General features: G+C 71.1%; 26 protein-coding genes and 3 pseudogenes. 19 read left to right on the top strand and 10 right to left on the bottom strand.

Annotated elements, in window-relative coordinates:
* Nucleotides 1-55: 55 nt before the first annotated feature.
* The 3 genes from ACH4E7_RS40340 to ACH4E7_RS40330 all read left to right on the top strand — a co-directional run bounded on the left by ACH4E7_RS40340 (nucleotide 56) and on the right by ACH4E7_RS40330 (nucleotide 1,489).
* A complete protein-coding gene (locus ACH4E7_RS40340) occupies nucleotides 56-562 on the top strand; it encodes a SigE family RNA polymerase sigma factor (protein ID WP_396254192.1) in 507 nt (168 codons plus the stop codon).
* Nucleotides 563-573: 11 nt separating this feature from the next.
* Nucleotides 574-906, top strand: coding sequence for a hypothetical protein (locus ACH4E7_RS40335; RefSeq protein ID WP_396254191.1), 333 nt, complete (start codon nucleotides 574-576; stop codon nucleotides 904-906).
* A gap of 361 nt (nucleotides 907-1,267) precedes the next feature.
* On the top strand, nucleotides 1,268-1,489 hold the full coding sequence (locus ACH4E7_RS40330; protein ID WP_396254190.1) for a hypothetical protein: 222 nt from the start codon (nucleotides 1,268-1,270) through the stop codon (nucleotides 1,487-1,489).
* A 41-nt stretch (nucleotides 1,490-1,530) separates the two neighbouring features.
* On the opposite strand, the gene ACH4E7_RS40325 is transcribed toward ACH4E7_RS40330, so the two are convergent.
* Entirely contained in the window at nucleotides 1,531-2,082 is a 552-nt protein-coding gene (locus ACH4E7_RS40325; RefSeq protein ID WP_396254189.1) for a hypothetical protein, read from the bottom strand.
* 138 nt (nucleotides 2,083-2,220) lie between these two features.
* Here ACH4E7_RS40325 and ACH4E7_RS40320 point away from each other — a divergent pair, with 138 nt between their 5' ends.
* A complete protein-coding gene (locus ACH4E7_RS40320) occupies nucleotides 2,221-2,556 on the top strand; it encodes a sigma factor (protein ID WP_396254188.1) in 336 nt (111 codons plus the stop codon).
* On the opposite strand, the gene ACH4E7_RS40315 is transcribed toward ACH4E7_RS40320, so the two are convergent.
* Complete coding sequence (locus ACH4E7_RS40315) at nucleotides 2,489-2,791, bottom strand: UbiD family decarboxylase domain-containing protein (RefSeq protein WP_396254187.1); 303 nt, start codon at nucleotides 2,789-2,791, stop codon at nucleotides 2,489-2,491. The genes ACH4E7_RS40320 and ACH4E7_RS40315 overlap by 68 nt on opposite strands.
* Here ACH4E7_RS40315 and ACH4E7_RS40310 point away from each other — a divergent pair.
* The 3 genes from ACH4E7_RS40310 to ACH4E7_RS40300 all read left to right on the top strand — a co-directional run bounded on the left by ACH4E7_RS40310 (nucleotide 2,784) and on the right by ACH4E7_RS40300 (nucleotide 6,325).
* Complete coding sequence (locus ACH4E7_RS40310; RefSeq protein ID WP_396254186.1) at nucleotides 2,784-3,548, top strand: alpha/beta hydrolase; 765 nt, start codon at nucleotides 2,784-2,786, stop codon at nucleotides 3,546-3,548. The genes ACH4E7_RS40315 and ACH4E7_RS40310 overlap by 8 nt on opposite strands.
* 555 nt (nucleotides 3,549-4,103) lie before the next feature.
* Nucleotides 4,104-4,322, top strand: coding sequence for a hypothetical protein (locus ACH4E7_RS40305; protein ID WP_396254185.1), 219 nt, complete (start codon nucleotides 4,104-4,106; stop codon nucleotides 4,320-4,322).
* A 512-nt stretch (nucleotides 4,323-4,834) separates the two neighbouring features.
* Nucleotides 4,835-6,325, top strand: a complete 1,491-nt coding sequence (locus tag ACH4E7_RS40300) for an SDR family oxidoreductase (protein WP_396254184.1) — start codon at nucleotides 4,835-4,837, stop codon at nucleotides 6,323-6,325.
* Between the two features lie 341 nt (nucleotides 6,326-6,666).
* On the opposite strand, the gene ACH4E7_RS40295 is transcribed toward ACH4E7_RS40300, so the two are convergent.
* The 5 genes and pseudogenes from ACH4E7_RS40295 to ACH4E7_RS40275 form a co-directional block, all read right to left on the bottom strand.
* A complete protein-coding gene (locus ACH4E7_RS40295; protein ID WP_396254183.1) occupies nucleotides 6,667-6,864 on the bottom strand; it encodes a hypothetical protein in 198 nt (65 codons plus the stop codon).
* Nucleotides 6,865-7,934: 1,070 nt separating this feature from the next.
* Nucleotides 7,935-8,138: a hypothetical protein gene (locus tag ACH4E7_RS40290; RefSeq protein WP_396254182.1), complete on the bottom strand. Its 204-nt coding sequence runs from the start codon at nucleotides 8,136-8,138 to the stop codon at nucleotides 7,935-7,937.
* A gap of 114 nt (nucleotides 8,139-8,252) precedes the next feature.
* Entirely contained in the window at nucleotides 8,253-9,539 is a 1,287-nt protein-coding gene (locus tag ACH4E7_RS40285; RefSeq protein WP_396254209.1) for an IS256 family transposase, read from the bottom strand.
* Nucleotides 9,540-9,625: 86 nt separating this feature from the next.
* Nucleotides 9,626-11,133: pseudogene (locus ACH4E7_RS40280) on the bottom strand (ISL3 family transposase).
* A gap of 68 nt (nucleotides 11,134-11,201) precedes the next feature.
* Complete coding sequence (locus tag ACH4E7_RS40275) at nucleotides 11,202-13,373, bottom strand: SpoIIE family protein phosphatase (RefSeq protein ID WP_396254181.1); 2,172 nt, start codon at nucleotides 13,371-13,373, stop codon at nucleotides 11,202-11,204.
* Between the two features lie 451 nt (nucleotides 13,374-13,824).
* Between ACH4E7_RS40275 and ACH4E7_RS40270 the strand changes: the two are divergent.
* The 9 genes and pseudogenes from ACH4E7_RS40270 to ACH4E7_RS40230 all read left to right on the top strand — a co-directional run.
* Nucleotides 13,825-14,087, top strand: a pseudogene (locus ACH4E7_RS40270) (TetR/AcrR family transcriptional regulator); the annotation flags it as partial.
* A 39-nt stretch (nucleotides 14,088-14,126) separates the two neighbouring features.
* A complete protein-coding gene (locus ACH4E7_RS40265; RefSeq protein ID WP_396254180.1) occupies nucleotides 14,127-14,393 on the top strand; it encodes a hypothetical protein in 267 nt (88 codons plus the stop codon).
* Nucleotides 14,394-14,431: 38 nt separating this feature from the next.
* The gene (locus tag ACH4E7_RS40260) at nucleotides 14,432-15,331 is read left to right on the top strand and encodes an SDR family NAD(P)-dependent oxidoreductase (protein WP_396254179.1); all 900 of its coding nucleotides are present in this window, start codon (nucleotides 14,432-14,434) and stop codon (nucleotides 15,329-15,331) included.
* Nucleotides 15,332-15,493: 162 nt separating this feature from the next.
* A pseudogene (locus ACH4E7_RS40255) lies at nucleotides 15,494-15,805 on the top strand (alpha/beta fold hydrolase); the annotation flags it as partial.
* Complete coding sequence (locus tag ACH4E7_RS40250) at nucleotides 15,806-15,943, top strand: hypothetical protein (RefSeq protein WP_396254211.1); 138 nt, start codon at nucleotides 15,806-15,808, stop codon at nucleotides 15,941-15,943.
* A gap of 439 nt (nucleotides 15,944-16,382) precedes the next feature.
* The gene (locus ACH4E7_RS40245) at nucleotides 16,383-16,964 is read left to right on the top strand and encodes a TetR/AcrR family transcriptional regulator (protein ID WP_396254178.1); all 582 of its coding nucleotides are present in this window, start codon (nucleotides 16,383-16,385) and stop codon (nucleotides 16,962-16,964) included.
* A gap of 249 nt (nucleotides 16,965-17,213) precedes the next feature.
* On the top strand, nucleotides 17,214-17,579 hold the full coding sequence (locus ACH4E7_RS40240) for an alpha/beta fold hydrolase (protein WP_396254177.1): 366 nt from the start codon (nucleotides 17,214-17,216) through the stop codon (nucleotides 17,577-17,579).
* A gap of 426 nt (nucleotides 17,580-18,005) precedes the next feature.
* Nucleotides 18,006-18,482 (top strand): integrase, encoded by a 477-nt coding sequence (locus tag ACH4E7_RS40235; RefSeq protein WP_396254176.1) that lies wholly within the window; start codon nucleotides 18,006-18,008, stop codon nucleotides 18,480-18,482.
* A 750-nt stretch (nucleotides 18,483-19,232) separates the two neighbouring features.
* Complete coding sequence (locus tag ACH4E7_RS40230; RefSeq protein ID WP_396254175.1) at nucleotides 19,233-19,730, top strand: hypothetical protein; 498 nt, start codon at nucleotides 19,233-19,235, stop codon at nucleotides 19,728-19,730.
* A 377-nt stretch (nucleotides 19,731-20,107) separates the two neighbouring features.
* On the opposite strand, the gene ACH4E7_RS40225 is transcribed toward ACH4E7_RS40230, so the two are convergent.
* Both ACH4E7_RS40225 and ACH4E7_RS40220 read right to left on the bottom strand, forming a co-directional pair.
* A complete protein-coding gene (locus tag ACH4E7_RS40225; RefSeq protein ID WP_396254174.1) occupies nucleotides 20,108-20,674 on the bottom strand; it encodes a hypothetical protein in 567 nt (188 codons plus the stop codon).
* Nucleotides 20,675-20,750: 76 nt separating this feature from the next.
* A complete protein-coding gene (locus ACH4E7_RS40220; protein WP_396254173.1) occupies nucleotides 20,751-22,340 on the bottom strand; it encodes a sigma-70 family RNA polymerase sigma factor in 1,590 nt (529 codons plus the stop codon).
* Nucleotides 22,341-22,530: 190 nt separating this feature from the next.
* On the opposite strand from ACH4E7_RS40220, the gene ACH4E7_RS40215 reads away from it, so the two are divergent.
* Entirely contained in the window at nucleotides 22,531-23,460 is a 930-nt protein-coding gene (locus tag ACH4E7_RS40215) for a CAP domain-containing protein (RefSeq protein ID WP_396254172.1), read from the top strand.
* Nucleotides 23,461-23,709: 249 nt separating this feature from the next.
* Here ACH4E7_RS40215 and ACH4E7_RS40210 read toward each other — a convergent pair whose 3' ends face one another.
* Nucleotides 23,710-23,931, bottom strand: a complete 222-nt coding sequence (locus ACH4E7_RS40210; protein ID WP_396254171.1) for a hypothetical protein — start codon at nucleotides 23,929-23,931, stop codon at nucleotides 23,710-23,712.
* Between the two features lie 215 nt (nucleotides 23,932-24,146).
* Between ACH4E7_RS40210 and ACH4E7_RS40205 the strand changes: the two genes are divergently transcribed.
* Both ACH4E7_RS40205 and ACH4E7_RS40200 read left to right on the top strand, forming a co-directional pair.
* Nucleotides 24,147-24,356, top strand: a complete 210-nt coding sequence (locus ACH4E7_RS40205) for a hypothetical protein (RefSeq protein WP_396254170.1) — start codon at nucleotides 24,147-24,149, stop codon at nucleotides 24,354-24,356.
* Nucleotides 24,357-24,525: 169 nt separating this feature from the next.
* Nucleotides 24,526-24,909, top strand: coding sequence for a hypothetical protein (locus tag ACH4E7_RS40200; RefSeq protein WP_396254169.1), 384 nt, complete (start codon nucleotides 24,526-24,528; stop codon nucleotides 24,907-24,909).
* Nucleotides 24,910-25,001 lie beyond the last annotated feature (92 nt).

The raw sequence follows: 25,001 nt of genomic DNA, 5'->3' as shown, positions 1-25,001 counted from the left end.
GCGCCAGTGCCTTTCAACAGGTACAGGCGTTCGGAGGCCGGAGAGGTGGTGCTGGGTGAGGCAGTCGCGGGCGGATGGTTTCGATGAGTTCGTCGCGGCTCGCTGGTCGGCGCTGTTCCACCTCGCACGCCTGCTCACCGGCGGAGACCGGCACCGGGCCGAGGACCTGCTTCAGGACGGGCTCCTCAAGCTGTGGTCCGCTTGGCCGAAGGTCGCCGGGCAAGCCCCCGAGGCGTACGTGCGTCAGGTTCTGGTGCGTGCGGCGGCCCGCTCGGCCCGTCGGCGCTGGTGGGGCGAACGCCCCACCGAGGAGTTGCCGGAGACGGCTGACTGTCGGGATCTGGCCGCCATCGTGGAGGAACGCACCCGGCTGGAAGCTGCACTTGCCCTCCTGTCGGCACGGCAGCGGGCCGCGGTCGTGCTGCGCTACTACCAGGATCTGCCGGAGCGGCAGGTTGCCGAGGTGATGGGCTGCCCAGTGGGCACCGCCCGCTCCCTGGCGTCGCGCGGGGTGGCGAAACTGCGGCAGGCCCTGACCGAGGTCAGCGAGCCGGTGGGGTGAGGGAGAAACACATGGATCATTTCGAAAAGGAGCTGGCACGCATGATGCGCGACACCCAGGAACACACCCCCTTCGAACCCCGGCACCGCGAGCGCCTGCAGGCCGGCGTGCGGGCACGCCGCCGCACCCGGGCAACCCTCATGACCGGCGGCTCCCTCCTGCTCCTCACCGGAGTCGGTGTGGGTCTTCCCGCCGCCTTCGCCCAGGACCACCACACCACCAGCCCGGCCTCCACGACCACGTCCACCCCTGCGCCCGTTCCGACGTCGACCCCGACGGCGATCCCGACGTCCACCGCGACGGCGATCCCGACGGCGACCCCGACGGCGCCCCAGTCCCGATAGGAGAAGGCCGGACCAGCTGCGGCCCGAAAGACTGAAGGGCAGCAGGCGCGGGAAGCCGCCGAGCGCGAGCAGGCCACCGCGAAGCCGCAGCCGTCGAGGCGAAGCGCCGCAGCTCCTGGTGGCGCCGTTCCTGACCCCGCCTCACCCGGGGTGCAAGCCGCTGACCTGCACTGGGGAGTTTCGGCGCAGGGGTGGTGAGTTTCACCCCGGGGCGCTGGTGAGTTTGCCCGCCCCGGCGTGACCGGCGGCTGGCGAGTTTCGGGTGTCAGCGCAGGTCAACGGCCGGTGAGAACGGCCAGGGCTGGGCTGTTCGGGTGGCGGCGGGATTCGGCGGGACGGCGCGGTGGGCAGAGCCTTCGGCATGACGACACCCTCGACCAGGTGCCGCCGTGGCCGCCGTCCGGCCGCGCCCACCGTGTCTGCTCCCGTCACCCCGGTCCGCGCCGCGAGGCTGCCGCTGCCCGTCCGGCCGGGCGGCGGCGGGTGCTGCCGGACCTGGTCCAGCGAGCACCTCACCCAGGGCGGCCTGGTCGTCCGTACGACCTGGCACGAGCCCGCCTGCCCGGCCTGGGCCCGGCGCTGACCATCGGCGGTGCGGGGACCGGGACGGGCGTCCGCTGGCCCCTACGCCGGGCCGGACGGTAAGTCACCTGTCCGCGCCCGCCGTCGAACGGAGCGGTACGGTACGGCCACAGGCTGATCGTGGCCCTGCCGGGGGCGGCCGATCGGCCGCCCGGGAAGGCAGAACAGCGATGGAAAGGGGACGGCCGGATTCTCCTCGGCGGCCAGCCGCAGATCCGCCACCGCCGAGCGAACCCCGGAGGCCGCCGTGCCGACCAGCACCACCAGCAGCCGCAGGTAGGACCGCCAGCGCCGCTCCCACGCCCGCCCCGACCCGTCCTCGCCCGCCTGCTCCCACACCCGGGCGCAGGCCGCCAGCCGCGCCGCGGTCTGCTCGTCACCGGCACCGGGACGGGGCCGCTCGATGAACGCCCGCAGTCGGTGCCGCTCGGCGTCGTGGCCGGCGGTGTAGGCGAGGTGGGCGGCGGCCCGGTACACCCCAGCGTCGCCGGCGGGCGGCTCGGGGGCGGGGACGAGGTCGAGCGGGCCGCAGGCCTGGGCGTCGGTGACGAAGGCGGCGTGGATCCGGCCGACGTCGAGCAGGTGCTCGCGCACGCCATCCTCCTGTCACCGTGATCAACCAGCGGAGGACCCCTCAATCAGAGGCAGAGCCGGGAAGTTGAGCCGGAGCCCGTTCTCGCGGACAGAGCCATGCAACCTTTGCGGCGGCGCGGCGGTGAGTAGGGCAGAGCGATGGTCCGGTCGGGTCGTCGCGCGGACGCGAAGAGGAATTGGATGACCGCGAGCGTCTTGCACATCCCGGTGGAGGACCGGCCTCGGCCCGTCACGGCACCGGCTTCCGCGGGCGGCCCCGGCCCGCGTGAGCTTGACTTCGAGGGGTTCGCCGCCACGCGCTGGCGGCGGCTGGTGCGCACTGCCTACCTGCTCACAGGCGACTACCACGAGGCCGAGGATGTGGTGCAGGTGACTTTCGCAAAGGTCTTCAGGAACTGGTCCCGGATCAGCAGTCTGGAGGAGCCGGACGCTCCTCGATGGCGCTGCGTTCCACCGACAGGTGGCCCTCGATGACGGTCTCCGCACGGGCGGGCACGTTCAGATCGGACAGTTCGCACGTCACGACCTCGATGGGCTCGCCGTACAGGGCACCGACGAAGCCGGCTTCGTCGACATGGTCAGGGATCGGGATGCCGCCGACGAAGGGGATCGCCGGGTCGCCGCCCTGGACGAGTGCGTAGGGCTGCACCTGCCGGCCGGCGAGGTCCGCAATGCCCCCCGCGGTGATCCTCGGCCCGGGGATGGACATGATCAAGGAGGACTACATCTACGCGGCGGAGCGGTACTACACCTCGCGCGGCATCGTGGCGCTGTCCATCGAGGGTCCGGGCCAGGGCGAGAGCCGGGCCAACGGGCTGACCGTCGACCTCACCAACTACGAGCGCGCGATCAGCCGCTACATCGACCACCTGACCTCGCTGCCCGAGGTCGACGCGGCCCGCATCGGCATGTTCGACATCTCGATGAGCGGCTACTGGGGCTCGCGCGCCGCCGCCACCGACCGCCGCCTCGCCGCGCTGGCCGCCTTCGAGGCCGTCACCGGCGACTTCACCACCATCTTCGAGCGCGCCCAGCCGACCTTCAAGAACAACTACATGTTCATGGCCGGCTACACCGACGAGGACGCCTTCGACACCGAGTTGGTCGCCCGGATGCCGCTGGGCGACCTGGTCCAGGAGATCACCTGCCCGGTCGTCTACGGCATCGGCGAGTTCGACGAACTCACCGTGCTGGAGCAGGCGCTGGCCAACTACGAGCGGGTGCGGGCACCCAAGGAGATGCGCGTCTACGAGAACGAGTTCCACCCGCTGGGCGGCACCGCCGCCGAGGTCTTCCGGTTCGGCGCCGAGTGGGTCGAGCGCGCCCTGAACGGCGAGTTCGCCGAGCCGGGCCGCGACGTGCGGCACTACGTCCACAGCGACGGCCGCACCACCGACGGCACCGCCAACCCCACCTGGTGGCTCGGCACCACCCCGGCCGTGATCGCCGACGCCCGCCAGGCATAAGAAACCATTGTCGTACTGAACTTGATCGGCGTGTCTCCGCAGCTCAGGAATGATGTCGATGCTACCGAGGCGGGCTCGGTTGGTCGGATTGTCTCGTCGGTGGAGGTGCCGGGATGGCGTCGGTCGTGGGTCTGCTGGAGGAGCGGGAGCTGGGCGGGCGTGAGCGGGTGGCGAAGCTGCGGGAGAAGGCGGACCGGGTGCTCGCTGAACTCGCGGAGGCGGAGACGGACTGGCAGGAGTGGCTGATCGCGCGCCAGCGTGTTGGCGAAGTCCTGTCCGCGCCCCCCGGGAGGCCGGCTCGACCAGCTCGGCACCGGCCGAGGAGCCGTCCGTGTCGGAACCTGAGCCCCTCCCGGACGCGCCCGCCCAACCGTCGGCTCGTGGGGGTTCGATCGTCCCGGGTGGCGGTAGGCCCGCGGGTTCCACCGCGTCCTGCGCGAGGCGGCCGCACGGGAGGCCGTTGAGCTGGCACCGTCGGAGGACCCCAGTGGCGCAAATCGCCGTTGCCATGGGACTGGCTGGTCGCACGAGGACTTCCGTGAACTCTGGGCCGAGGTGACGGCCCGTGATCCGCACCACCTGCGGGCACACGAGGGCGCGCTGCAGTACTGGTGTGCCAAGTGGCACGGCAGCCACGAGCTGATGCACACCTTCGTCGACGCCGCGCTCGCCGACGCGCCGGCCGGCAGTCTGCTGACCACCCTGCGGGTGCGGGCAACGCCGGCGGCCCGGGCGGTCTCGATGAAGGCATCGATGGCTGCGGGCTGGGGATAGAGGAGAACCTGGCGCATGCCATCCAGCGCGGCTGAGAAGGTCTCCGGCCGCTCGAGGACCAGCTCGGCGACCGCGACGTCGGCCGGGACGGTCAGCTCGGCCGGACCGGCGCTGGCGGCACGGACGGGCAGGCCCGCGGCGTGCAGGTGGCCGATGACGGCCTGGCCGACCTTGCCGCGGGCGCCGGTGATGAGGACGGTCAGGCGGCCGCCCTTGCGCAGGATCTCGATCGTCTTCTGCTGCTCGACGGTCTGGCGGCGCAACCGCGTCAGTTCCTCGCGTTCGGCGCTGGTCAGCTCGTCCGGCCGGCCCTCACCCCGGTCGGCGCGGTCCTGCTTCATCCAGCCCCGCAGCCCCTCCGGGCTGACCCCCGGCTCGGGCCGCCCCGTCGTGGGCACCGCTTTCCGTGTTCGCGTCCATCGCGCCGACTCCGAAGAACATGCGCGATGCTGGTTACGTCGTTTCGGCACCGGCGGAGGCCCGCGAGAGCGGCCTTCGGAGAAGGAGTCGACATGGATCCGCTGCAGCCCGGCCCGCTGCGCTGCCTGGTGACCGGTGCGACCGGCTACATCGGCGGCCGACTCGTCCCCGAATTGCTCGCCCGCGGGCACACCGTGCGATGTCTGGTACGGGATCCCGGGCGACTGCGCGACCATCCCTGGCGGGCCCGGGTGGAGACCGCCACCGGTGACGTCACCCGCCCTGCCACCCTCGCCAGGGCCTTCGACGACATCGACGTCGCCTACTACCTCGTCCACTCGCTCGGCACCGGGCCCTCGTTCGAGGCAACCGACCGCGAGGCCGCCCGCGCTTTCGCAGCCGCCGCGGCGGCCGCCGGCGTCACCCGGATCGTCTACCTCGGCGGCCTCGTCCCCGACCACGCGGCCGCAGACCTGTCCCCCCACCTGCGTTCCCGTGCCGAGGTCGGCCGCATGCTCCGCGCCGGCGGCGTCCCCACGGCCGAACTGCGCGCCGCCGTGATCATTGGATCCGGCAGCGCCTCCTTCGAGATGCTGCGCCACCTCACCGAACGCCTGCCCGTGATGGTCACTCCGCGCTGGGTGTCCACCCGGATCCAGCCGATCGCCGTCCGGGACGCTCTGCGCTACCTGGTCGGTGCCGCCCACCTGCCGCCCGGGCTGAACCGCACCTTCGACATCGGCGGCCCCGACGTCCTCACTTACGAACAGATGATGCAGCGCTACGCCCGCATCGCCGGACTGCGCCGCCGCCTCATCGTCCCCGTGCCGGTCCTCACCCCCCGCCTCTCCAGCCTTTGGGTCGGCCTGGTGACTCCGGTCCCGGGTTCCATCGCCCGCCCCCTCGTCGAGTCCCTGCGCCACGAGGTCGTCTGCGGCGAGCACGACATCGCCCGATGGGTGCCCGACCCGCCGACCGGCCTGACCAGCTTCGACCAGGCCGTCACGCTCGCCCTGCGCCGGATCAAGGACGCCGACGTCGCAACCCGCTGGTCCTCCGCCTCGCTGCCCGGCGCCCCGAGCGACCCGCTGCCCACCGATCCCGACTGGGCCGGCGGCAGCCTCTACCAGGATGTCCAGGAACGCACCGTGACCGCTTCACCCGCCGCCGTCTGGAGAGTGATCGAAAGCATCGGCGGCGACAACGGCTGGTACTCCTTTCCGCTCGCCTGGGCTCTGCGCGGCTGGCTCGACCGCATGGTCGGCGGCGTCGGACTGCGCCGGGGCCGCCGCGACCCGGCCCGACTGCGGGTCGGGGACTCCCTCGACTTCTGGCGTGTCGAGGAGATCGAACCCGGCCGGCTTCTGCGCCTGCGGGCCGAGATGCGCCTGCCCGGGCTGGCCTGGCTCGAACTCTCCGTCACACCGGACGACAATCAGGGGGCGCAATACCGGCAGCGGGCACTGTTCCACCCCCACGGCCTGGCCGGACACGCGTACTGGTGGGCTGTCGCTCCGTTCCACACCATGGTGTTCGGAGGCATGGCCCGCAACATCACCGAACGCGCCCGCCGGCACCCCTGATACGGCTGCACGTCGGCCGGATCCACACTGCCTTCGTCGCTGACGCCCGCCACCGGGGCGTGGCCCGCTCGACCTCGTCCCCGCTCCCGATCTATTGTCCAGCGCCAGTGTGTACCGGCCCGCCGCCGAGCTCGCGTACACCGCAGGCACCGGTGACGAGCGGCATCGGCTGCGGTCCTTCGTCGAACGCCACCGCCCCGGTGTCGGCGCCGAGGAGACCTCCCGGCCTGCGCACAGCTGTGGGAGCGCAACGGCGGGTGGCGGCAGGACGGCCGTGGTACGGCGCAGCCCGGAGCCGGATCGCGCTACCAGCCTCGCGGGCGCGGCAGTGGGCGGGGGTGTCAGGGGCCGATGGTGGAGACGGTGCCGACGGCCAGCAGTCCGAGGGCGCCGGCCTGGGCCGCGCGGCGGAAGTCGAAGACACCGGTGAACGGCCCGGTCACCATCAGCAGGACCTTGTGCGTGCGAAGTGCGCGCCACCACTCGCGGCCGGCGGCGACCGGGGCGTCGAACCAGAGCTGTCCGGTCGGGCGGTGCACTGTCAGGCGCGGTGGGGCCGCGGCGGCGGTCCAGCCGGGGACGGGGTCGTCGTTGAGGCAGCCCGCTTCCCGGGTCCAGCCATCCCCCTGAAGGGTGTCTTTTACTGTCGTAGGGTGGCTGATCAGGGCTTTTTCGGCCCTCCGCATCCCGGGCATGATCCCGGCTCGTGGGTCTACGACTGCTGTACTTGATCTTCTGCCGTCTGCTGGGCTGGCTCGTCCTGTTGGGCCGCTCCCCGCCGCGAGCAAGGCCGAGATTCTCGCCCTACGCCACGAGGTCGCTGTACTCCGCCGCCAGGTCGGGCGGCTGCGCATGTCGTGGGCGGACCGCGCCGTACTCTCCGCTCTCGCGCGCCATCTGCCGCCCGCCTTGCGCCGACACCGGCTGGTCACCCCTGGCACGCTGCTGGCCTGGCACCGACACCTGGTGCGCTGGAAGTGGCGCCAGCCACCGGCCAGGCCCGGCCGACCACCACTCTCCGAGGAGATCCCGTCGCGCTCATTCAGCGCCTGGCCACAGAGAATTCGACCTGGGGGTACGTCAGGATCCAGGATGAGCTGCGGCGACTCGGTCACCGGGTCGCCACAGCCACCATCCGCGGGGGTCCGCCGCCGCATCGGCGGAAGTCGCCCGGCAGCGGAGCGCACTCCACCCGGGAGACACCATGACCACACCCGGCCCTGGCCCAGACCGCACTCCGGCGCTCGACGAGCACGGCACCCTGCCCGGCGGGGACACCCCGCCGACAGAGGGCTCCTACCGCAATCTCTCCACGGACCGGGCCGGCCACGACGTCCCACTCGCCGACACGCTGGAACGCGGGCACGCCTCCTTCCGCCTACACGGACACAAGCTGCACGGCGGCTACTCCCTCACCCGCATACGCAAGGACCGCTACCGCTCCGGGGACCGGGAGGCCTGGCTCCTGGTGAAGCACCGTGGACGCGAGCGCCTCGCCCAACGGCGCGACCGAACCCGACCAGGGCGCGCTCGGTGCGCACAACTCAGGACGGGACATAGGAAGTCACCACAACCCACTCCGCCCTGGCCCGGCAGACCGCCGCTGCCTTCAACGACGCCGCCGGCCCCCGCCAACGCGCACCAAGGCGTTGCGGAGGATCGAGCGGATCGCCACGTCGAGTTTGCTCGCCTGGGAAAGCCGGTCCTTCATCATGTCCTGCCAGGGCGCGGCGCGTGCATTGTGGCCGACGGTGCTACGGCTCCAGCTGAGGTGGGGGGCGACCTCGCGCATGCTCATGCCGCGCTTCAGCAACTCGTGGACCAGAGCTGGTTGGCTACGCCTGTCCGCCATCCGTCCTGTGGCTCGCTGTCTTCGTCGGTGCCGTTGGCACTGGGCCTGCCAACGGTGTAACTCGTGTGATGTGAATTATCCGCGGCCGACGGAGAGTCGGCCGTCGAAGGCGATGTCGAAGGCCTGGAGTGCGGGCTTCCATCGCATGGTCCAGCGCTTGCGGCCCTGCCCGGTGGGGTCGAGGCTCATGACGGCCATGTAGACGCACTTCAGTGCCGCGGCCTCGTTCGGGAAGTGCCCGCGAGCCCGGACGGCCTTGCGGATGCGCGCGTTCACGCTCTCGATCGCGTTGGTCGTGCAGACGATCCTGCGGATCTCCGCATCGAACTGGAGGAACGGCACGAACTCGGCCCAGGCGTTCTCCCAAAGCCGCACGATCGCCGGGTACTCGGCGCCCCATTCCTCCTGGAAGTCCAGGAAGCGGTCCTCCGCGGCCTTCGCGGTCTGCGCGGTGTAGACCGGCTTGAGCGCGCGGGAGATCTTGTCCCAATCCTGGCGGCCCGTGTAGCGGAACGACGCCCGCAGGAGGTGAACTATGCAGGTCTGCGTGACCGCCTGCGGCCGGACCGTCCCGATCGCGTCGGGCAGGCCCTTGAGGCCGTCGCAGACGACCATGCACACGTCCTCGACGCCCTGGTTCTTGATCTCGGTGAGAACCTGGAGCCAGTACTTGGCGCCCTCACCGCCGTCGCCGGCCCACAGGCCGAGAATGTCGCGGGTGCCGTCCACGGTCACGGCCAGCGCGACATAGATCGGCCGGTTGGCCACCTGGCCGTCGCGGACCTTCACGTGGATGCAGTCGATGAAGATCACCGGGTAGACCGGGTCGAGGGGCCGGTTCTGCCATTCGGCCATCCCGTCCATGACCTTGTCGGTGATGGTCGAGATGGTCTGCTTGGACACGCTCGCGCCGTAGACCTCGGCCAGGTGGGCGGAGATATCGCCATGCGTCAGACCTCGCGCGGACAGCGACAACACCATCTCGTCGACGCCGGTCAGCCGGCGCTGGCGCTTCTTGACGATCTGCGGCTCGAAGCTGCCCTCTCGATCACGTGGGACGGAGATCTTGACCGGGCCGACGTCGGTCAGCACCGTCTTCGAGCGGACGCCGTTGCGGCTGTTGCCGCTGCCGGCACCGACCGGATCGTGCTTCTCATAACCCAGGTGGTCGGTGATCTCACCTTCGAGGGCGGACTCCAGCACGCGCTTCGTCAGCTGCTGCAGCAGCCCGCCCTCGCCGGTCAACTGGAGCCCGCTGGCCTGGGCCCGGTCGACCAGCTGCCCGATCAACTGCTCGTCCAGCAGATCCGCCGATAGCTCAGTCGGCCGGACCTCTTCAACCGCCTCAACCGAGACGATCACGTCGCTCATCAGATGCTCTTCCTTGATCGGGAGATACACCGGTCACCGGGCTCTGTCCCGTAATCGGTGGTAGCGCTCTGTGGTGGTCACTGGAGGAGAACGCGGTGCCGGAGCAGGGGGAACCCGGCTCGGCCGTGCATCTGCCTCATGATCCGTTTGGTTCGCGTGTTGACTCCCTCTGTGCGGCCGTTGTGGTGCGGGGTGGTGAGTCCGGCGTCGACGGCGGCCCGGTCGAGTTCCAGGCCGTTCGCGAAGGAGTGCAGGTGGGGCAGGTCGACGGAGCGAACTGACGTGATCCAGTCGGTGAGCTTGGCGTCGTTGCCCTCGGCCGGCGTCAACAGTTGCGCGAACTCTCCTGTCAGGCGGGCGAGTTCGGTCATCTCGGGGCAGGCTTCGGTGAGTTCCCCCAGCAGTGCGGCGTCCTTGTCGCGCAGGTTCTCGGGGCGGCTGAGGAGGAGTCGGGCGAAGCGCTGCGGGGTTGTGACGGCTTGTCGCCCTCGGCGCGGCCCTGGGTGATGTAGCGGACCAGGAGATTCGCGCTGCCCGTGTAGCCCAGCTCCTTGATCTCGCGCAGGAGGTGGGTGACGGGCACCGCAGGGTCCTCGGCCCGACGTCGGCGCAGGTGGTCGCGGTAGGGATCCACGAGCGTGGGCTTGTAGCGGGGCGCACGGCGATCACCAATGGGCTCCTTCATGCGGGCGTACCGCTTGACGGTGTTCAGGGCGACATCGAGGCGGCGGGCGCATTCGAGCAGGCCGACACCTTGCCCGAGCAGGTGGTGGACCTGTTGCCAGCGTTCGCGGGTGGTCTGCTCTCGGGGGCCTCCGGAACGGACGGGGTTCACGGCGGTGGCCCAGCAGGCGGCGTGGGAGCGGACCTCGGCCAGGACCTTGCCGCATAGGTTGCTCCAGAGATGCCATCTGTCGCTGACCTGCACCGCTTTGGGGAGGGCCTGGCGGATCGCCTCGCCGTAGGAGCCGGAGCCGTCGCGGCAGACATACTCGATCCCGGGGTGCTCGCGCAGCCACGCCACCAGGGTCTGGGCGGTGCGGTCGGGCAGGACGTCGATCCGCTCGCCGGTCTCCGCGTCGATCAGCACGGTCGCGTAACGCTGACGCCGGCGCAGGGCGAAGTCGTCGACGCCGAGCACGCGCGGGACGCGCAGCGGCGGTACCGCCTGGCACATGAGCAGGCGCAGAGCGGTCGAGCGGGAGATCGCGCAGACCAGCGCACGGGAGAGGCGGGCGCCCGCCCGGCCCGCTAACTCCTTCACGACCTCACCGAGCTGGTCGGCGAGACGGCGCGTGCGCCGCTGGTAGCGCCCGATCAGGCCGGGGACCTGCTCGCGGAACGTCTGCCGCGGGCAACCCAGGACCGGACAGACCATGCGCCGGACCCGCACGGCCGCCACGACCCGACGCCCGTCCACCGGCACATCCGCGACCACCCGCCCGTGGAAGGCATGCACCTGCCCCGTCGGCTGCCCGCACATCGGGCACGGCACCGGAACCTCCCGGGTCCGCGCCACCACCCGGATGACCTCACCCTCGTCCGCCACACCCTCGACGACGAGGGCCGACAGCCCCGAAAACACCACACTCCAAGCTCGTTGACATCACGCATGCCATGCGAACGACGACCGTCACCCCTCGTTACCACCGATTACGGGACAGAGCCGAAGACCGTACAGACCCGGTCGGTGTCGTGCAGGGTGTAGTTGATGCGCAGGAGAAGGAGGGCGGTGTCGTCGGCGTGACTGCCCGAGGGCGTGGCCTGGTCGAGCAGGGCGTCTGCGATGCCGTCCAGGAGGTCTCCGGCCTGCGAGAGCGTGGCGGTGAGTTTGGTGATGTTGGTGTCGAGGTCGGTACCGGGGGTCTCGATGAGTCCGTCGGTGTAGAGGGCGAGCACGGTGCCGGGGGGCAGGGCGACCTCGGTGGTGGGGTAGGCCGCTGCGGGATCGACGCCCAGCAGGGGCCCTGGCAGCAGGGGGACGATGTGGGTGTGCGTGTCGGGGTGGCGGAGGAAGGGTGGGTGGTGTCCGGCGCTGGCCAGGTGGGCGCTGTGGTGGGAGAGGTCGAGGTGCGCGTACAGGCAGCTGGTGAGCAGGTCGGGGTCGAGGTCGGTGAGCAGCCGGTTGGTGCGGGCGAGGACTTCGCCGGGGGTGGCGCCGGCGATGGCGTAGGCGTGGACGGCGGTTCGGACCTGGCCCATCAGCCCCGCGGCGCTGACGTTGTGGCCTTGTACGTCGCCGATGACGGCGGCGGCTTCGGTGGTTGTCAGGCGGATGAGGTCGTAGAAGTCGCCGCCGATGTCCATGCCGTGGCTGGCGGGTAGGTAGCGGGCGGCCACGTCCAGGCCGGGGATCGCCGGGAGGGTTTGGGGTAGCAGGCGGTCCTGGAGTCCATGGGCGAGCCGGTGTTCGGCGTCGTACTGCCGTGCCCGGTCCAGGGCTTGGGTGATCAGGGCAGCGAGGGTGATGAGGATGGTGCGCTCGTCCGGGGTGAAGGAGTGTGGGCGTTCGTAGCCGAGCACACAGATGCCGATGGGGTGCCCGGAGGCGATGAGGGGCAGCAGAGCCCATGCGGCCATGCCGTCGTCGATGTCGGCGCCTGCCGGACAGGCGGCGCGGCGTTCCTCCCGGGAGGCGAAGAACGACGGCACCCCGGTGGTCAACCCCGGCACGGACGGGATGTACCAGGGCAGCGGCTGGTGGTCGAGGTGGTCCACGAACTCGGGGTGATAGCCCCGATGGCCGATGACCTGGATCCGGCCGGCCTCGGGGACCAGCAGCAGGAAAGCCTGGGCCCGGAAGGAGAGCAGGAGGTGGTCGGCGACCAGGTCGACCACGTCGCGTACGGTCGCCGCTTCGGTCAGCGCGCCGGCCAGGTGGACCAGGTGGTGCGTGGCCTCCAGTCGGGCGGATCCGGCCATTGGTTCGGTGCCTCCCACATTCGGCACCTTGGGGGAGTGTCTGCCGCAGGTCGGACTGATGCGCACGCTCAGGCCGGTGCGGTCCGGGTAGAGCTCCAAGTGCAGGTGGGTGTCGGGGGGCCGCAGCGCCGTGAACGAGGTCGGCAGCTGGCTGATGACCGCGTCCCGGTGGTGGTGCTGGTAGATCGGATCGTTCAGCCACGGCACCGCGTCCCACAGGCGGGCGCCCAGCAGGTGCGGGACGCTCTCGCCCAGCAGGTCGGCCGCGGTGGGCTCGACGAAGGTGATCCTCCCGCGTGGGTCGAGGGAGCATCCGCCTTCGGGGAGCCGGGTGGCGAACTGCGTCGCGGCGTCACCCCGTGCCGGGCTTGTGAGGGGGACGAAACGGGGCCGGTGTCCGGAGTCGGATCCCGGCTGGAGGCGCTGCCCGGTGTCGGCGGCGTGCTGGAGCAGCGTTGCGATGCGGTCGCCGGCCGACGTGATCGCGCGGCGCTCGCCGGCCGTGAGTTCGGACGACCGTTTCGAGGACATCATCAGGGCCAGGGCGCCCCACACCGCGCGTCCGCTGGCGATCGGTGCGACGGCGCTGGCGCGCGAGTACGGCAGGAGCAGGGCGACTTTCGGATAGCGGCGCGCGAGGTCTTCCCCGGAGCTCACCCACACCAGGTGACGGTCGCGTACCGCCTCGATGATCGGATCGGGGGCCGCGGTGGTCAGGCGTACGTGCCGCAGCGGTCTGAGGAACTCCGGCGGCACTCCCGCGATCGCTTCCAGGGTCAGGACCTCGCCGTCGGGCTCCAGGAGCACGATCGCCCCCGCAGACGCGCCAAGACTCTCCACAGTGCGGCTCAGCGTCCGGTCCAGCAGATCCTGGACGGTAACTGGTCCTTTGCCATCTGCCATCGGCGGTGTCCACTCCGCGAAGTACGTTCGCGTGCATCTCCATGCTACGGGCGCGCCGATGGCCTGGCCCGGACCGTTCGAGGGTAGTGGTTGGTGGCCGTCACAGGCGCAGGGATGCGCGTCCGGCCTTGACGAGCGGGTCGGGGTCGGGCCGTGTGATCCGTTCTCTCACCTGCGTGGATGGTTCAACCACAGCCTCGTGTACGGGTCCGTGAGCAGCCGACGGGACCGTTGTGGGTTGGAGTTCAAAGGAGGGCGGCGCAGGAACTGCTCCCCGCCGCAACCATCGAATCAAACACGCTCGAACTGCAGGTCGCCCTGAAGATCGCCGACACTGTCCTCGGCTGACGCCAACGCTCCAGGCCGAGGGCGGTACGCGAGTCGTTCCGGCGCCGCGGTAGATCATTTCCCATCACGAAGGTGAACCGCTCGTCCGGCTTCGCCCCCGGTGTCTCGACGCGGCCTGTCCGCACGAGCGCTCCGCGACCCGGAGCGCGGCGTCGCCTCGGGCCGCTTCACCTGCACCGAGCCGACCACGGCCCTGTCCGCCCTGGGCGGAACACTGCTGTCCCTCGCGGCACTGAGGCTGGCCCGCCCCGGCCTCGACGGCGGGGAGGCAGCCTCGGACCTGGCCGAGATGGTCCTGCGCATGCTCGGTGTCCTCCGGACGGCGCCCACGAGGTCACCCGGCGCCCACTGCCCGACCTCATTTGACCCGGAGTCGGCGCCCGCCGCATCCTCTGCACCAGCCACATGGGTGCCAGTGCCTCCTCGCGGTTCCAGCCCTGCCGCGACCACTCCGCCACCGAGGACGCACTGCACGCCTGCGGCGTGCCGTACACCTCGCTGCGCAACGGCTTCTACGCCGCCAGCGCGGTGCAGTTCCTCGGCCACGCCCTGCAGTCCGGCCAGGTCACACTCCCCGCGGACAGGCCGGAGGGTGTGGCGGCTGCTGCCGGAGCAGGGGGCCGTAGCGCCAAAGCGGATAGTTCATCCGATTGTGTGCTACGTTCCCCATGAAGCGGATGAACTATCCGCATGACTGGGTGGAGGAGCACATGGCGAAGACAGCTGTGGTCACGGCGGGGACGACCGGCATTGGATTGGAGACCGCCCTGGGGCTGGCCGGCGCCGGCTTCTCGGTCACGGTGGTCGGACGCGAGGCCGACCGGGGCGCTCTGGCGATCAACCGGATCGCCGCGACGAACCCGGCGCATCCCGCACGGTTCCTGCCCGCCGATCTCGGCTCGCTCGACCAGGTCCGCGCACTCGCCGACCGGATCGCCGCCGACCATGCCGCCTCCGGCGACTCCCTGACCGTGCTGGTCAACAACGTCGGCGCGATGTTCCCGGAGCGACGGACCCTGGACGGGATCGAAGCGTCGTTCGTCATCAACCACCTCTCGCCGTACCTGCTGACGGAACTGCTGCTGCCCACGCTGACGGCCGGGGCGCCGAGCAGGATCGTGAACGTGACCTCGGGTGCGGTCGGGCTCGCGAAGCGCTCCTTCGACGCCGTCGAGCCGCCCGGCGGCTACTACGGCTTCCACTGGTACGGCCGCGCCAAGCTCGCCAACCTCTGCTACACCCTGGACCTGGCCACCCGGCTGGAGGGCACTGGCGTCTCGGTCTTCGCCGCCGACCCCGGAGGGGCCGCGACCGACATGACCAACGGCACCCTGACCGACCCGAAGATCGTCTCTCCTGCCCTGCGGCTGCTGTGGCCGCTGGTACGCCGCAAGTTCGAACGCTCCACCTCGGGTCCGGCATCCACGGCCGCCCGGCCCTCGATCGTCGCCGCCACCGACGACGCCCTGGCGGGCCGGACCGGCATCGTCATCGGCCCCCAGGCCCGCCCGGTGCAGCCGTTCCGCACAGCGACCGACCGCCGCCTCGCCGAGGCCGTGCGTCGGCTCAGCGAAGCCCACGCACCCACGTCAGCCACAGCGGGCGCATGAGCACTCGCCAGTGAGCGCCGGCCGACCATCCCTCTCGCGACCGGTGTCAGTTGCTCGCGCCACGCCCCGGCACCCGCACCGGCCCGCAGTTCGCCCATCGCCCCTCGTTCGCAGGTTCGTCAGATGAGGACACGACCATGACCAGCACAGTCCCGGCCGGCTATGCCCGCATCGTCCACGGCTCTGGCCCCGGCCTCCTCCTCGCCCACGGCGCGGGCGGCGGCATCGAGGCCAACTTCGGGCCGATCATGGACGGGCTCGCCGCCGAGTACACCGTGGTCGGGGTCGACTACCCGGGCTCAGGGAAGACCCCCCATCGCGCCCGCGCCCCTGGGGCTCGACACCCTGGCGGACCAGCTCGTCGCCGCGGCGGACGCCGAAGGGCTCGACACGTTCGCCGTCTGCGGATACTCCCTCGGCGGCTCGGTCGCGATCCGAACCGCAGCCCGCCACCCGCACCGGGTCACCTCGCTCGTGCTGAGCGCGACCTTCGCCCACCTGGACACCCGCACCGAGCTGGCCACCGCGGTCTGGCACCAGCTCCACGAATCCGGACAGCACCTCCTGCTCGCCCAGTACCTGGCCCATCTGACCGTGACCCGCCGCTGCTGAACTCCCTCACGCGCCCGGCCAAGTGCGCGCGGCCGCAGAACAGACCCCCCGGTCCTGCACCCGGCACCGGAGCGCAGGTCGACCTGGTCCGCCGCGCCGACGTCCGCGCCGAGCTCGCCGCGATCACCGCCCCGACCCTCGTCGTCGTCACCACCGCCGATCCCCTGATACCGGCCACTCTCCAGCACCACCTGGCCTGGGCCATCCCCGGCGCGCAGACCGCCGTGCTCGCCACCGGTCACCTGCCCTTCCTGGAGCAGCCGAAGCAGTGGCTGGACATCATCACCGGCTTCCTCCGCCAGGCACACGACCGGCCCTGACGGCCGTGGTGGGCGGGACGACCGGCCCGCCCACCAGGAGCGCACCCACCCCGTCCCGGAACCCCGCATATGATCGAACGTCGAACCACGAATCGAGACGAGTGACCGGACGGTCCACCATGACGACCACACAGCTGCGCAAGGACGCCGCCCGCAACTGGGACCGGATCGTCGCCGTCGCCCGCGACCTCGTCGACCAAGGCATCGCACTGCAGCTCAACGACGTCGCACGCCGGGCCGGACTCGGCGTCGGCACCGTCTATCGGCACTTCGCCACCCCCGAGGCCCTGCTGGAGACCGTCGCCACCCCCTGCCTGGAAACCCTCGCCGAGCACGGCCGGCACGCACTGGCCGACACCGATATCCGGCGCGCGCTGGAGGGCTTCCTGTCCCACGTCGTCGAAGCACAGGTCGCCGACCCGACCCTGGCCGTGGTCGTCGGCTCCGCCACGGATGCCCTGCCGCGCACCACGGAACTCAAGCGGTCGCTCTCCTCGGCCGGCACCGAACTCCTCGACCGGGCCCGCGAAGCCGGATCAATCCGCCCCGAGGTGGTCGCCGGCGACCTCGTCCCGCTCATGTGCGGCATCGCCCACGCGGTCAACATCCACGGCGGCACCCCGGCCGACCGGACCGACACTGCACACCGCTACCTCAGCATGCTGCTCGAAGGCCTGCACACCACACCGCCGAGCGCGTAGGCCGCCCCCAGCAATCGCCGAGGTGGACCGGCGGCCCCCGGTGCCACCGGTCGAACCCCACAACTCGCCCAGCCTGAGGTCGAGATGAGTGCCTGTCGGGAGCCCGCGGAACTGCGCCAGTGACATCCGTGAATGATCTTCGACTCCCTGTCGTAACGGCGGCTACGTCTACCGTTGCTCGGAAGGCAGCCGAGGCGGACGTGGAGGCAGCGATGAGGGTCGTGTTCGTGCACGGGGCGTATGTGCGGGATGGGTCGGTTCGGGGACGGCAGCCCCGCCCCGTTCCTCGCCGTCGACCGCGACGCCGGCACGTTCGAGGTTCGCCCCGAGTTACTCGTGGACACATTCCTGCCGGACTGCGACCCCGAGGTCCAGGCGCAGGCGGCGGACCACCTCGTCAGGCAGAGCGTGCAGGTGATCGGGCAGCCGGCCAGGGCGGCCGCATGGCAGCAGGTCCCCTCGACGTACCTCGTCTGCGCCCAGGACCGGGGCACCCCGCCGCGGCTGCAGCGCGAGTTCGCCCGCCGGGTCGGCAGCGTTGTCGAGCTCGACGCCGGCCACCACCCGTTCCTGTCCCAGCCCGCCGCGGTCCGGGACCTGCTGCTCAGCCTGTAACGGCAGTGACAGGCTGATTCACGGAATCGCGGCCCGAACCGTTTTCACTGTCCTCATCAACGTCCGAGAGCTGCCGCTTGCTCCGGACCGTGGGCGACGTTGCCGAGGTTCGACCTTGTGCCCGGTGGCGGGCCCAGGGCTTGGGCCCGCCACCGGTCCGCGTCTTCCGATGTGCGGGTGGCCGCCGAAGCGGCCGACGCCTACGCCTGCGGTGAGGGCAGCGGGTCCTGGCCCACCAGGCGTTGTCCGCGGGCGGCCGAGTCGCGCACGGCGTCGAAGCCGTACTCGATCATCTTGTGGGGCCCGTAAAGTCATCGCTGCAGGTGGAAGGCCGTGTCCAGGGCTGGTCGGTGGTAACTGGGATGCTGCGCGGATGATCGTGTCGCTGCTCTGCCGAGCCACCCTGCGCTGCTGTCCGTACCGGCGGTGCTGTTGCGCCGGGACTCCGCCAAGGACGCCGAACTGCTGGTGCTGCGGCACGAGAACGTGGTGCTGCGGCGACAGCTCGGCGGCTCGGTCCGCTACGAGCCCACGGACCGGTTCCGGCCGGCCGCACTGTCGTCGCTGATACCGCGCCACCGCTGGACGGACGTCTTCCCGGTCACGCCGGGAACGCTGCCGGCCCGGCACCGCAGGCTGTTCGCCGGGAAGTGGGACTACTCCGCTCAACGCCGGCGCACCGGGCGAGCGCCCACCGCGGCCGCACTCAAGAGGCCGGTCCTGCGCCTGGCGCGGGAGAACCCGCGGTGGGGGCATCGCAGGATCCAGGGCGAGCTGGCCGGGCTCCAACGACCGCCCCAGGCGAACGGGCAACCCGCTGTCGTAAACGACCTCGAGACCCGCAGAGTCCTGCGCACCCACATCCTCGGCGGCGTTATCAACGAGTACCGATACACGGCTTAAGCTGCAACGATGACTTTTCGAGCCCCACAGGATCGGCAGCCACGACAGCGGAGAAGACGTCATACCGGTGCAACCGCCCGCCGGACCGGACGGTCACGGGTGCAGCAAGGGTGCCCTTGCTACACGCCGCTGCTGCGACTGCGACCGGCCGAGCAGCAGCCGGCTGCGACTGCAACGGCCCGCGCAGCCCCCAGCGCTGCGACTGCTGTGACTGCGACCGCTACTCTGCGAATCCGAGCCGCATCTTGCGAGTCGCTGGGGTTGCCCGCCCTGACCTGCTGAGCCGTGCCGCGGTAGTTGGAACCTGGTCACGGGAGTTGGAAGCGGCGGCGGGGCGGCAGGCGTGGGCGGCACCGATAGAGTCGGCTGGTGACCGAGCGCATTGCCTAGCCGCCCCTCCGGCTGACAGGATCCGATTGGCCCGCTTCTCGCCGGGCGTGAGCTTGCGGGAACGGGTGACCTTGAGCCGGTGACGATGACCTGGTCGTCGGGGTTCTTGGACTTGTCCGCGCCGATGAAACCGAGGCCCGCCAGGGGGCCACCCGCCGGCGGGGTGCGGGCGAGGCACTACCCGCGCTCCGCCAGCTACGCGCCGATCTGCATCGCGCCGACGGAGACCGGGAACGTTCGGTGAGCCCCGAAATACCCAGTCCCCGGGCGTGGTTGATCGCCTGCGTCGTGCTTACGTAGACTCGCTGACCTCGTGTATGGGGCGGATCGACGGTCGGGCATAGGGCGGAGGGTCAAGGCATGACCCAGGTGGACAAGGTCCAACAACGGTTGACCGGTGAGCTGTTGCCGGGGGAACAGGTGCAGTACGGCATCCTCGGATTCAGGATCGGCGGAATTCGCAAGACCATGATCGGTGGGGCCGCGGGAATCGCCGGAGTGGCGGGCACAGCGGCGATGGCTGTGGCCACGAGCGGTGCCAAGGCCGACGTTCCCGCCGCGCAGCTTCCATTGCCGGGCCGGTTCATCGTCGGGCTCACCGACCAGCGCCTGATGGTGTTCTCGATCGGGGGAGTCTTCGTCGCCAAACCGAAGAAGCTGCTGCATGCCTACACCCTGGATCAGCTTGCATGGATATCTGAGCCCGAACTGATCGCAGGCGTGGCGCAGGCGCTCAGGGTCTTCATCGGCGTGGCGGGTGCAGGGGTGTTGAGCTTCGAGTTTCCACGGCTGCAGGTCACCGAAGCCCGCAACATGGTCAGGCGGATCGAGAGGGGCATGCCCACTCCTCAAGCGTAGGCCCGTTATGCCAGCCGTCACGCTCCTGCCGCCTGACACAGTCGTCCGGGTCCACAAGCCCGAGTTGCGGGCAGGGGACTGTGTTGCGCAAGACCATGCGCATGCGCGAGGCATGGGAGCGCAGCAGACGAGCCCGCTTGCCCGACCTGGGCCCGGCGCTGATCATCGGCGGTGCGGGGACCGGGACGGGCGTCCGCTGGCCCTTACGTCGGGCCGGACGGTAAGTCAGCCACCTATACCCACCAGTGCGGTACGGTACGGCCATGGGCTGATCGTGGCCTTGCCGGGGGCGGTTTCGGCCGCCCGGGAAGGCAGAACAGCGATGGAAAGGGGCGGCCCGCGCTCGGGCCGCTCCTTCGCCGTTCCCGCCCCGCCGCCTACAGTTCCGTCCACCCGCACGCCCGCCCGCCCCGGGCACCGAGCGGATGCCAGACGGGCGCGGACGGTCCGCGCTGGACCAGGTCCTCGATCCGGGCGGCACCGGCCGGGACGGCGGCCAGCAACTCGGCGGCGGCCGGGTTCTCCTCGGCGGCCAGCCGCAGGTCCGCCACCATCGAGCGCACCCCCGCGGCCGCCGTGCCGACCAGGACCACCAGCAGCCGTGGGAACGACCTCCAGCGCCGCTCCCACGCCCGCCCCGACCCGTTCTCGCCCGCCTGCTCCCAGACCCGGGCGCACGCGGCCAGCTGCGCCGCGGTCTGCTCGTCGCCGACGCCGGGACGGTGGCGCTCGAGGAACGCGCGCAGGCGGTGGCGTTCATCGCCGGTGCCGGCGGTGTAGGCGAGGTGGGCGGCGGGCCGGTACACCCCGCCTTCGCTGGCGGGAAGCTCCGGGGCGGGGACGAGGTCGAGCGGGCCGCAGGCCTCGCTGCGGGCGCGGGCGTCGGTGACGAAGGCGGCGTGGATCCGGCCGACGTCGATCAGGTGCTCGCGCCCGTGCCTCACCGCCGGCTTCTCCGAGCCCGGCACCGGGGCACCCAGTCGCAGGGCCTGCCGAGGGGTGGGTTGGGTGGTGGGGTAGTCAGTTGGGGGCGGCGAGGTCGAGGGTCCAGAGTGGGCCAGCGGGGGTGGGGGCGGTGCCGACGCCGGCGTCGGTGAACTTGCAGTCGAGGATGTTCTGTTGGTGGATGGCTCCGTCCAGCCAGTCGGTCAGCACGTCTGCGGGTGTCTTGCTCTTCCGGTCGAGGTTCTCGCCCCACGTGCTCCACTGGTAGCCGGCTGCGGTGATCCGGCTGTTCCCTCGGCTGCCTTCCGGATCGAGGTGGTCGAAGTAGTGGTGGGCGGCCATGTCCTGGGAGTGCTGTTGGGCTGCGGTGTGGAGTCTGGGGTCGACGTGCAGCGGACGGCAGCCGCTCTTGGCGCGCTCGGCGTTGATCAGGTCGACGAGTTGCTGTTCGGGGCTGCGCGGCGGCGGGGTCGCGCTCGGGGTGGGCGTCGGATCGGCTGAGACGGCCGGGGACGCTGAACTGGCGGAGGTGGTCGGTACGGCGGCGCTGGCCGTGGTCGGGGCCGCGGCGGGGGCCGTGGTGATCTCGGGCGTCGGTAGGGAGGCGGGGGCGGCTCGCGGGGAGTCGTCCTGGTCCGGGAGCGCTCGGACGGTGACCAGTGCGGCGACGGTGATGGTGAGCGCACCGGCCAACTGGGCACCGTGCCGCAGGCGGTGGCGCGCGCCGCGTCGGGTGCCGCGCGGGTGGGTTCCGGTCCGGTGCGAGGAGTGCGCAACGTTCGCGTGGGACTGCGTGTCCGGTGCTGCCGGCTGAGCCGCTGCGGGGACGGTTCCGGTGGCTCCGGGCACCGCCTGGCCGGTGTGCACCGGCAGGCCGCCGGTGAGGAGGCCGTGGACCGCGACGTCGTGCAGCGGGACCACCAGGGCGAGCCCGGCGAGCAGTCCTTCGGCCGGAACGAGGTCCTGGCCGAGATCCGCGCAACCGTCGCAGGCCCGGATGTGCCGTGCGATCCGCTTGCGCCACAGCGCACTCGGCCGCCCGTCCCAGGCCGTGGTCAGCTCGGCCAGTTCGGGGCAGCACGGCGAGGCGGCGAGCGCCCGGACCACCGTACGGCCGACCTCCAACTGCTCCTTCATCCGCTGGACCCGCACCGCCGCGTGTCGCGAGGACAGCTCCAGAGCGGCGGTCAGTTCCGCCCGGGTGAGCCGGCCGGCCGCCTCCAGCCACCACAGCGACAGCAGGTCCCGGTCTCCTTCGTCCAACCAGCGGGTCGCCTCGGCGACCTCGCGGCGCTGCCCGGACAGGCCGAGGCGCAGGACCGTGAGCCCGACGAAGTCCCCGGCCGGGTCTGCCAGCTGGTCCATGGCATCGAGGGCCGAGGCGGGCGCGGTGCGGGTCGACCAGTAACGGCGCACTTCGTTCATCGCGACCGCCACCAGCCAGGACCGGAACGAGGACGGGTCCCGCAGGCCGCCGAGGCCGCCCACCACGCGGATCATGGTCTCCTGCACCACGTCGTCCACGTCCGGATGCCCGTTCATCGCCCGGCCGACGACGTTGTAGACCAGCGGCAGATACCCGGCGACCAGCCGTTCCCGGGCCTGTTCGTCCCCGGCGCGCGCGGCCGCGACCGCCTCCGTGTCTATGCCGCCTTCCCTGTGCATCCGTTGTCCTCACTCGTCTCGATCGCACGGACCCCCATGCGCTGGAGACCTGCCGCGGCGCGGCGGACAACAGAAATGCCGCCGTGAAGATCGGCCGAACTATTTTCGTTGTCCCGGTTCTTCCGGGCGGTCTCCCACGGTGTCGGAACGAAAAGCCACCGGCGCGAATCCGCTCAGGAAGCAGACCACCATGAACGACGACTTCACGAAGTCCATCCCGCGGTACATGGGGGAGGGGCCGGGGTGCGGCCCTGCGCCCGAAGAGGACACACTCGCTCCCGCACCGGGCACCGCCGGGACGCGCACCCGGCGTACCCGGCGGCGGGCAGCCACCTCCAGCCGCCGCCGCGCTGCGGTGATCTCGGCGGCCACGGCGCTCGTCGTGGCCGGCATAGCCGGGCACAGCGTGATGTCCTCCGCTCACTCCGGCGGCGGTGACCCGGCCCGGACGGCGGCGGTGACCGGTGATCTGCCACTGACTCCGAACATCCCGGGCGACACCTCGTCTGCTGCCTCCGCCCCCGCTTCCCTCTCCGTCTCCGCGTCCACCGGCCCCTCCGCCTCGGCTGCGGCCGGCAGTACGGGATCGGCCGGCGGCTCGCCTTCCGCCCCGGTCAGCGCCGGTCGGAACAGTTCAACCGCCCGGGCCTCCAAACCAGCTGCCACGGCGACCACCGGCAGCCGGTCCGGCGGCGCCGCACCTGCCACCAGCACGCCACCGGCCACCGGGACCGGCGCGCAGTTCGCCCAGCAGGTCGCCGACCTCACCAACATCGAGCGGGCCAAGGCCGGCTGCGGCCCTCTCACGGTCAACGCCCAAGCGCAGAGCGCCGCCCAGGTGCACTCCGACGACATGGTCGCCCGTCACTACTTCGAGCACCCCGACCCGGAGGGCCACCACGCCGACTACCGGCTGGAGGCCGCGGGCTACCGGTGGAGCCTCTGGGGCGAGAACATCGCCTACGGCCAGCCGGACCCGGCCGCAGTGGTGGACGAGTGGATGCACAGCCCGCCGCACCGCGAGAACATCCTCAACTGCCACTTCACGGCCATCGGCGTAGGCGTCAACTTCGGCCCCAACGGGCCCTGGTGGACGCAGGTCTTCGCATCGCCCGCGTGACCAGCACCCGCGCTGGGCGGCAGGCGACGAAGCGTACGGTGCCCGTGCCGCCAGAGGGCGGCGACTGCCACTGAGTCATCGGCAACCGTCGTTCCTTCTCCGCCGTGCCGACGGGCCTCCCCCTGCCCGTCGGCACCTCCCGGCAGTTCGCTACTTCCCTGTGGGTGCCGACGACCCTGTCACCTGCACTGAGCTGCAGGTTCAGGGTCACGATGTGATCACGTCGAGAGTGTGCCCGAGGCCGGCACCTCAGGCTTGGGGATCGTGACGTTTCGTGTCGTCTACCGATTCGGCTGCCTCCTGTTCAGCCGGCTGCGTCTGCTGGCTCGCTCCTCTGCGGCCAAGGACGTCGAGATACTGGTGCTCCGACACCAGCTGGCCATCCTGCAGCGCGGCAACCCGAAGCCCGTCTTCACCCGCGGGGACCGTGCCGTGATCGCAGCCCTGTTCAGACTCCTGAGCAAGCGTCACCGCAGTGGCTTGAAGCTGCTGATCACCGCTGGCACGCGAGGCTGGTTGCTCGGAAGTGGACCTTCCCGCCGCGTCGCCCGGGCCGCCCGGCCAAGCCCGAGGCCCTGCGGGCCCTGGTTCTGCGCCTGGCCCGCGAGAACGACATCCGGGGGTATCGCAGGATCCACGGCGAACTGCGCACCCTGGGCTGGAAGGCCTCCACCGTCTGGGAGATCTTGAAGAAGGCCGGCATCGACCCGGCGCCCCAGCGCGCCGACCGCTCCTGGTCACGCTTCCTCACTGCCCAGGCACAGGGGATCATCGCCGTCGATGTCCTCCACGTGGACACCGTGTTCCTCAGACGGCTGTTCGTCCTGTTCTTCATCGAGCACGGCACCCGGCGGGTGCACATCGCCGGCGTCACCCGCAACGTCACCGCCGAGTAACGAGCGGCGAACCAGGCGCTAAGTGACTCGCGAGTAGCTCGGCCGATGGCCTGCTGCCGCGCGCCGCCACGACACTGCCAGCCCTTTCGGCACGATGATGAGGAGATCGCCGGGACCCGCCGTGCGGTCGACTGCGAAAGGCGGATTCGTGCCAGCTCAGGACTCCGGCTTGGGAGAAGTCCTCGCCGACGTGCTGGCCGCCTCCCACCGCCTCGCCCCCCGCGAGATCCCCGCATTGGTGCAGGAAGCCAGCCGGCGCCTGGGACTGTCCCAAGCACGCGTCTACATCGCGGACATGCAGCAACGCGAACTCGTCGCACTTCCCAACCCCGCCCAAGCGCACCAGATCGCCACCGGCGTGGCCACGGAGCTGGAAAGATTGTCGGTGGACGCCTCGCTCGCCGGGCGCGCCTATCGCACCGAGACGGTGCAGATCGCCGCGGCTACGGTTCCTGGCGAACGCGTGGGGTGGCTGCCGCTGGTGGACGGTGTCGGCCGTCTCGGGGTGCTGCGGGTGACGGCGCCCGCGCTCGAGTCACCCGTGTTGGAGTGAAGTTCCACCCTGCGCTCGGACACTGTCTGTTTACGCCGCGAGGGTGTGACCTTGCTGGTGCCGCTGGCGGATCTCGATGGGCGTGAGGTAGC

The organism is Kitasatospora sp. NPDC018058 (genome assembly GCF_044327205.1).
Classification (GTDB): Bacteria; Actinomycetota; Actinomycetes; order Streptomycetales; family Streptomycetaceae; genus Kitasatospora.
The sequence above is the reverse complement of the archived record's forward strand: the minus strand, read 5'-3'. Positions and strand labels throughout refer to the sequence as shown.

What these genes read in the sequence shown, in the direction of transcription:
- ACH4E7_RS40335 (WP_396254191.1), top strand. Translation starts at nt 574, where the DNA reads ATGGATCATTTCGAAAAGGAGCTGGCACGCATGATGCGCGACACCCAG.
- ACH4E7_RS40330 (WP_396254190.1), top strand. Translation starts at nt 1,268, where the DNA reads ATGACGACACCCTCGACCAGGTGCCGCCGTGGCCGCCGTCCGGCCGCG.
- ACH4E7_RS40320 (WP_396254188.1), top strand. Translation starts at nt 2,221, where the DNA reads ATGGTCCGGTCGGGTCGTCGCGCGGACGCGAAGAGGAATTGGATGACC.
- ACH4E7_RS40310 (WP_396254186.1), top strand. Translation starts at nt 2,784, where the DNA reads ATGGACATGATCAAGGAGGACTACATCTACGCGGCGGAGCGGTACTAC.
- ACH4E7_RS40315 (WP_396254187.1), bottom strand. Translation starts at nt 2,791, where the DNA reads ATGTCCATCCCCGGGCCGAGGATCACCGCGGGGGGCATTGCGGACCTC.
- ACH4E7_RS40300 (WP_396254184.1), top strand. Translation starts at nt 4,835, where the DNA reads ATGGATCCGCTGCAGCCCGGCCCGCTGCGCTGCCTGGTGACCGGTGCG.
- ACH4E7_RS40275 (WP_396254181.1), bottom strand. Translation starts at nt 13,373, where the DNA reads ATGGCAGATGGCAAAGGACCAGTTACCGTCCAGGATCTGCTGGACCGG.
- ACH4E7_RS40265 (WP_396254180.1), top strand. Translation starts at nt 14,127, where the DNA reads ATGGGTGCCAGTGCCTCCTCGCGGTTCCAGCCCTGCCGCGACCACTCC.
- ACH4E7_RS40260 (WP_396254179.1), top strand. Translation starts at nt 14,432, where the DNA reads ATGGCGAAGACAGCTGTGGTCACGGCGGGGACGACCGGCATTGGATTG.
- ACH4E7_RS40245 (WP_396254178.1), top strand. Translation starts at nt 16,383, where the DNA reads ATGACGACCACACAGCTGCGCAAGGACGCCGCCCGCAACTGGGACCGG.
- ACH4E7_RS40240 (WP_396254177.1), top strand. Translation starts at nt 17,214, where the DNA reads ATGGGTCGGTTCGGGGACGGCAGCCCCGCCCCGTTCCTCGCCGTCGAC.
- ACH4E7_RS40230 (WP_396254175.1), top strand. Translation starts at nt 19,233, where the DNA reads ATGACCCAGGTGGACAAGGTCCAACAACGGTTGACCGGTGAGCTGTTG.
- ACH4E7_RS40220 (WP_396254173.1), bottom strand. Translation starts at nt 22,340, where the DNA reads ATGCACAGGGAAGGCGGCATAGACACGGAGGCGGTCGCGGCCGCGCGC.
- ACH4E7_RS40215 (WP_396254172.1), top strand. Translation starts at nt 22,531, where the DNA reads ATGAACGACGACTTCACGAAGTCCATCCCGCGGTACATGGGGGAGGGG.